The 4,905-nt window shown below is 70.3% G+C and carries 4 protein-coding genes; 2 read left to right on the top strand and 2 right to left on the bottom strand.

Annotated features, from left to right (window positions below; all coding sequences use genetic code 11):
* Nucleotides 1-130 precede the first annotated feature (130 nt).
* Entirely contained in the window at nucleotides 131-1,417 is a 1,287-nt protein-coding gene (locus R6Y94_RS02785) for an ArsB/NhaD family transporter (protein ID WP_318394156.1), read from the top strand.
* A 352-nt stretch (nucleotides 1,418-1,769) separates the two neighbouring features.
* On the opposite strand, the gene R6Y94_RS02780 is transcribed toward R6Y94_RS02785, so the two are convergent.
* Together R6Y94_RS02780 and R6Y94_RS02775 are read right to left on the bottom strand one after the other, a co-directional pair.
* Nucleotides 1,770-2,399 carry an MBL fold metallo-hydrolase gene (locus R6Y94_RS02780; RefSeq protein ID WP_318394155.1) on the bottom strand — a complete coding sequence of 210 codons (630 nt, stop codon included), beginning with the start codon at nucleotides 2,397-2,399 and terminating at the stop codon, nucleotides 1,770-1,772.
* Complete coding sequence (locus tag R6Y94_RS02775) at nucleotides 2,399-3,487, bottom strand: S-(hydroxymethyl)mycothiol dehydrogenase (protein ID WP_412102678.1); 1,089 nt, start codon at nucleotides 3,485-3,487, stop codon at nucleotides 2,399-2,401. The genes R6Y94_RS02780 and R6Y94_RS02775 overlap by 1 nt, the downstream gene beginning before the upstream one ends.
* Nucleotides 3,488-4,120: 633 nt before the next feature.
* On the opposite strand from R6Y94_RS02775, the gene R6Y94_RS02770 reads away from it, so the two are divergent.
* Nucleotides 4,121-4,819 carry a C39 family peptidase gene (locus tag R6Y94_RS02770; protein WP_318394154.1) on the top strand — a complete coding sequence of 233 codons (699 nt, stop codon included), beginning with the start codon at nucleotides 4,121-4,123 and terminating at the stop codon, nucleotides 4,817-4,819.
* Nucleotides 4,820-4,905 lie beyond the last annotated feature (86 nt).

Here is a 4,905-nt window from a genome sequence, read left to right as displayed (position 1 = left end):
TGGCGGTGGTCGACGGCGCCGGGGTACTGGTCGGGGCGATCACCCTGGACCGGGTGCTCGCCGAGTTCGCGGCGGCCGGCCACTCCGGCAGCGCTCCGCCGGGTCGCACGCCCGGACCGGAGTACGCCCGATGAGCGCCGTCGCCGCGCTCGTCATCTTCGTGGTGGCGTTCTTCTTCATCGCCACCGAGAAGGTGGACAAGGTCAAGGTGGTGCTGATCGCCGCCGCCGCGATGCTGGTGTTCGGCTTCGCGCCGGGGGCGGAGGTCTACTTCTCCGAGCACGAGGGGATCGACTGGAAAGTCATCTTCCTGCTGCTCGGGATGATGATCATCGTCGGGGTGCTGAAACAGACCGGTCTCTTCGACTACCTGGCGATCTGGGCCGCCAAGAGATCGTCCGGCCGGCCGTACCGGCTGATGGTGATGCTGATGCTGATCACCGCCATCGCCTCGCCGTTCCTGGACAACGTCACGACGATCATGCTGGTCGCCCCGGTCACGGTGGTGGTCTGCAACCGGCTGCACATCCCGGCCCAGCCGTACCTGATCGCCGAGATCCTGGCCTCCAACATCGGCGGCGCCGCGACCCTGATCGGCGACCCACCCAACATCATCATCGCCAGCCGGGCCGGACTGACCTTCACGGACTTCCTGGTGCACATGGCCCCGGCCGTCGTGGTGATCTTCGCGGTCTTCGTACTCTTCACCCGGGTGCTGTTCCGCAAGTCGTTCAAGTACAACCCGGAGCACGTCGAGGCGGTACTGGCGTTGCAGGAGCGGCGGGCGATCACCGACGTACGGCTGCTGGTCCGCTGCCTGGTCGTACTCGCCCTGGTGGTGGTCGCCTTCGGGCTGCACTCGGTGCTGCACGTCGACCCGTCGGTGGTGGCGATGGTCGGCTCCGGGGTCATGCTGGTGGTGTCCAGGCTGGACGTCTCCGACGTGCTCGCCGAGGTCGAGTGGCCCACCCTGGTCTTCTTCATCGGCCTGTTCGTGATGGTCGCCGGCCTGGTGCACACCGGTGTGATCACCACGTTCGGCGAGTGGGTGATCGACCAGGTGGACGGTGATTTCTTCACCGCCGCGACCGCGCTGCTCTTCGGCTCGGCGCTGCTGGGCGCGTTCTTCGACAACATCCCCTACACCGCCACCATGGCGCCGGTGGTGGACGGGCTGGTCGCCGAGGCTCCGGATCCGCAGACCGGGCAGGCGCTCTGGTGGGCGTTCGCCTTCGGCGCGGATTTCGGCGGCAACGGCACCGCGGTCGCCGCCAGCGCCAACGTGGTGGCGATCGGCATCGCCGCCCGTACCGGTCACCGGATCTCGTTCTGGCAGTTCACCCGCTACGGCATCATCGTCACGATCATGAGTACCGTGCTCGCCTGGATCTACGTCTGGCTGCGGTACTTCATGTGATGCCGGCCCGGCACCGGAGCGATTCGCCCGGCGCCGGGTCAATCGTCCGGGTCGCCGAGCCTCGGCCTTCCCGGCGAGCCTCGGCCTTCCCGACGGCGATGGAAGTTCGAAGAGGGTGCCCGGGACCGCACCTCCCGATGTGCAGGTGCGTGGTCGGTGGGTGCGCAGGCGGGGCAGCTCGACAGTGTGCGTGTCGGACATGTCGTGGTCGGCCGGGCCACCAACCGGCGGTGGCCCGGCACCCGGCCCGGCGGCCTCGCGACCCTGCGACCCTGCGGCCCTGCGCCCCGGCCGGGGTGGGCGCCCCGGCCGGGGTGGCGATGCCGGCCGGGGGCGATGCCGGCCGGCCGGGTCAGTGGCCCCGGGCCAGCCACTCGGCGAGGTACGGTGCCTCCTCGCCGATGGTGGTACTCGCGCCGTGCCCGGTGTGCACCACCGTCTCCGGGGGCAGGCTCAACAGCCGATTCTTGATCGACTCGACGATGGTGCCGAAGTCGCTGAACGAGCGTCCGGTCGCCCCCGGCCCGCCCTGGAACAGCGTGTCACCGGTGAAGACCGCCCCGAGGCCGGGTGCCGAGAACGAGCAGGCTCCCGGGCTGTGCCCGGGAGTGTGCAGGACGTGCAGCGTGGTACCGGCCACCTCGATCGACTGCCCGTCCGTCAACTCCGCACCCGGCGGCACGTCCGGGTGCACCATGTCCCAGAGCACCCGGTCCGCCGGGTGCAGCAGCACCTGGGCGCCGGTCGCCTCGGCCAGCGCCGGCGCGACCCGTACGTGGTCGTCGTGCGCGTGCGTGGCCAGGATGGCCAGTACCCGCCGACCGCCGACCGCAGCCACGATCGCGTCGACGTCGTGCGGCGCGTCGATCACCACGCACTCGGCGTCGTCGCCGACCACCCAGACGTTGTTGTCCACATCAAACGTCTGGCCGTCGAGCGAGAAGGTGCCCGAGGTGACCGTGTGGTCGATCCGGGCCCTCATCAGAAGATCACCACCGACCGCAGCACGTCGCCGTGGTGCATCTTGCCGAACGCGTCCTCCACCTGGTCGAGGGCGATCTCCTCGCTGACGAAGGCGTCCAGGTCCAGCCGGCCCTGGAGGTAGAGCGAGGTCAGCATCGGGAAGTCCCGGTCCGGCAGGCAGTCGCCGTACCAGCTCGACTTGAGCGCGCCGCCCCGGCCGAAGACGTCGAGCAGCGGCAGGTCGGGCACCTTCATCTCCGGAGTGGGTACCCCGACCAGTACGACGGTGCCGGCCAGGTCACGGGCGTAGAACGCCTGCTTCCAGGTCTCCGGCCGGCCGACCGCCTCGATCACCACGTCCGCGCCGTGCCCGCCGGTCAGTTCCCGGATCGCCTCCACCGGGTCCGTTTCCCGGGCGTTGACGGTGTGCGTCGCACCGAATCCCCTGGCCCATTCCAGCTTCCGCGGGTCGGTGTCGACCGCGATGATCGTGGTCGCGCCGGCCAGCGCCGCGCCGGCCACCGCGCCGTCGCCGACGCCACCACAGCCGATGACCGCGACCGAGTCGCCCCGGGTGACGCCGCCGGTGTTCACCGCTGCGCCGAGTCCGGCCATCACGCCGCAGCCGAGCAGCCCGACGGCGGCCGGCCGGGCCGCCGGGTCGACCTTGGTGCACTGCCCGGCGTGTACCAGGGTCTTCTCCACGAACGCGCCGATGCCGAGCGCCGGGGAGAGTTCGGTGCCGTCGGTCAGGGTCATCTTCTGCTTGGCGTTGTGGGTGGCGAAGCAGTACCACGGCTTGCCGCGCCGACAGGCCCGACAGCTACCGCAGACGGCCCGCCAGTTGAGCACCACGAAGTCGCCCGGTTCGACGTCGGTCACCCCGGCGCCGACCTGCTCCACGATCCCGGCGGCCTCGTGTCCGAGCAGGAACGGGAAGTCGTCGTTGATGCCGCCCTCGCGGTAGTGCAGGTCGGTGTGGCAGACGCCGCACGCCTGCACCCGCACCACGGCCTCACCCGGCCCGGGATCCGGTACGACGACGGTGGTCACCTCGACCGGCGCACCCTTGGCCCTGGCAATGACCCCGCGTACTTCCTGGCTCACGCTGCCTCCTCAAGATCTCGATCCCGATCCGCCGTAGCATGTCACGGCCGTCCCCTTCGCCGGCGAGGCTCACCCGCATGCGGAACGGCACCGATGGCGCGGCGGGCGGGAGGCCGGAGCACGGCGCCGGACCGGGGACGGGCGGAGCGCACCACGAAGTCTGGCAGGCCGGGACGCCGTGCGCACCGGCCGGGACGGCGGACATTCGACACCGCCGCCGCAGTCGGGTGGATCCGGGACGACGGTCGCCGCCCGCGCAGGTCTCCGGGGACGCGACATCCGGACCCGTCGTCCCGTCCATGACCGGGTGTCCGGTTTTTGGTCATGATCGGGTGGGTGGTGGGGGCGGATCGCGGAACACCGGGCCGCCGGCCACGGTTATACCTGGCGTACGTCCGCAGCAGCGGGCCCGGCCTGACCGGCCGGGTGCGTGGGTGGGCGGGCCGGTGACCGACCCCGGCCGTGGGAATGACGGGCCGCCGGCCACGGTTACATCCCCCGGGCACACCCGAGCAGCAGCAATCCGCCGGGCGAGTGCCGATCCCCCGGGAACCTGGTTTTCGGGTTTCTTTCCTTTCGACACGCCAGATCCTCCACGGCGTTGTCGTACCCCCGGAATGGAAGGCGACCATCATGACTTTCGTCAGCCGATGGCTACCGGCCATCACCGAAACCCCGATCCGTAAGACCGCGCTGGGTATCGCCGGGCTCGCCGTCGTCGGCGGCGCGTTCGCCGGCCCCGCGATCGCGATGGACAACACCCCGACCCCGGGCTCGCCGACCGCCGCGTCGGTGACCGCCGACATCCGCGACCTCGACAAGCGGGCACCGTCGAAGGTCCTGGACTACCAGTACAAGGCGCAGGAGAACTTCTACTACTGCGCACCCGCCGCCACCAGGATCGCGCTGTCCGCGCAGGGGCACACCCCCAGCCAGGACGACGTGGCCGGCCAGCTGGGCACGACCGAGGCCGGTACGAACTCGGCCGAGGACACCACCCGGGTGCTGAACAAGGCCGGCGGTAGCGACTACAAGACCGTCGCGATCCCGGACACCACGGCCAAGCCGGCCGAGATGGACCGGCTCCAGGTCGACATCGTCAACGCCATCGACGCCAAGCGTCCGGTCGTGATGAACATCAAGGGCACCGCCACCGACGTCGACGGCACCCCGCACTCCTACGAGGGTGGGCACTACCTGACCGTCGTCGGCTACGACGACCACGGCCGCAAGGTCAAGATCGCCGACCCGGCCAACCCGAACCAGAGCGAGTACTGGATGAGCACCATCACCCTCGCCAACTGGGCCGCCGAACGCGGCTACTCCGCCTGACACGGCAACGGGTAAGCACCACCGACAAGCACCGACACGCGAAAGGGCCAGCCCCACCCGGGGCTGGCCCTTTCGTCGTCTCCGGA

Origin of the sequence: Plantactinospora sp. KLBMP9567 (assembly GCF_033446045.1) — a bacterium.
Taxonomy (GTDB): Bacteria; Actinomycetota; Actinomycetes; order Mycobacteriales; family Micromonosporaceae; genus Plantactinospora.
This window is presented reverse-complemented; position numbering and strand designations above follow the sequence as displayed.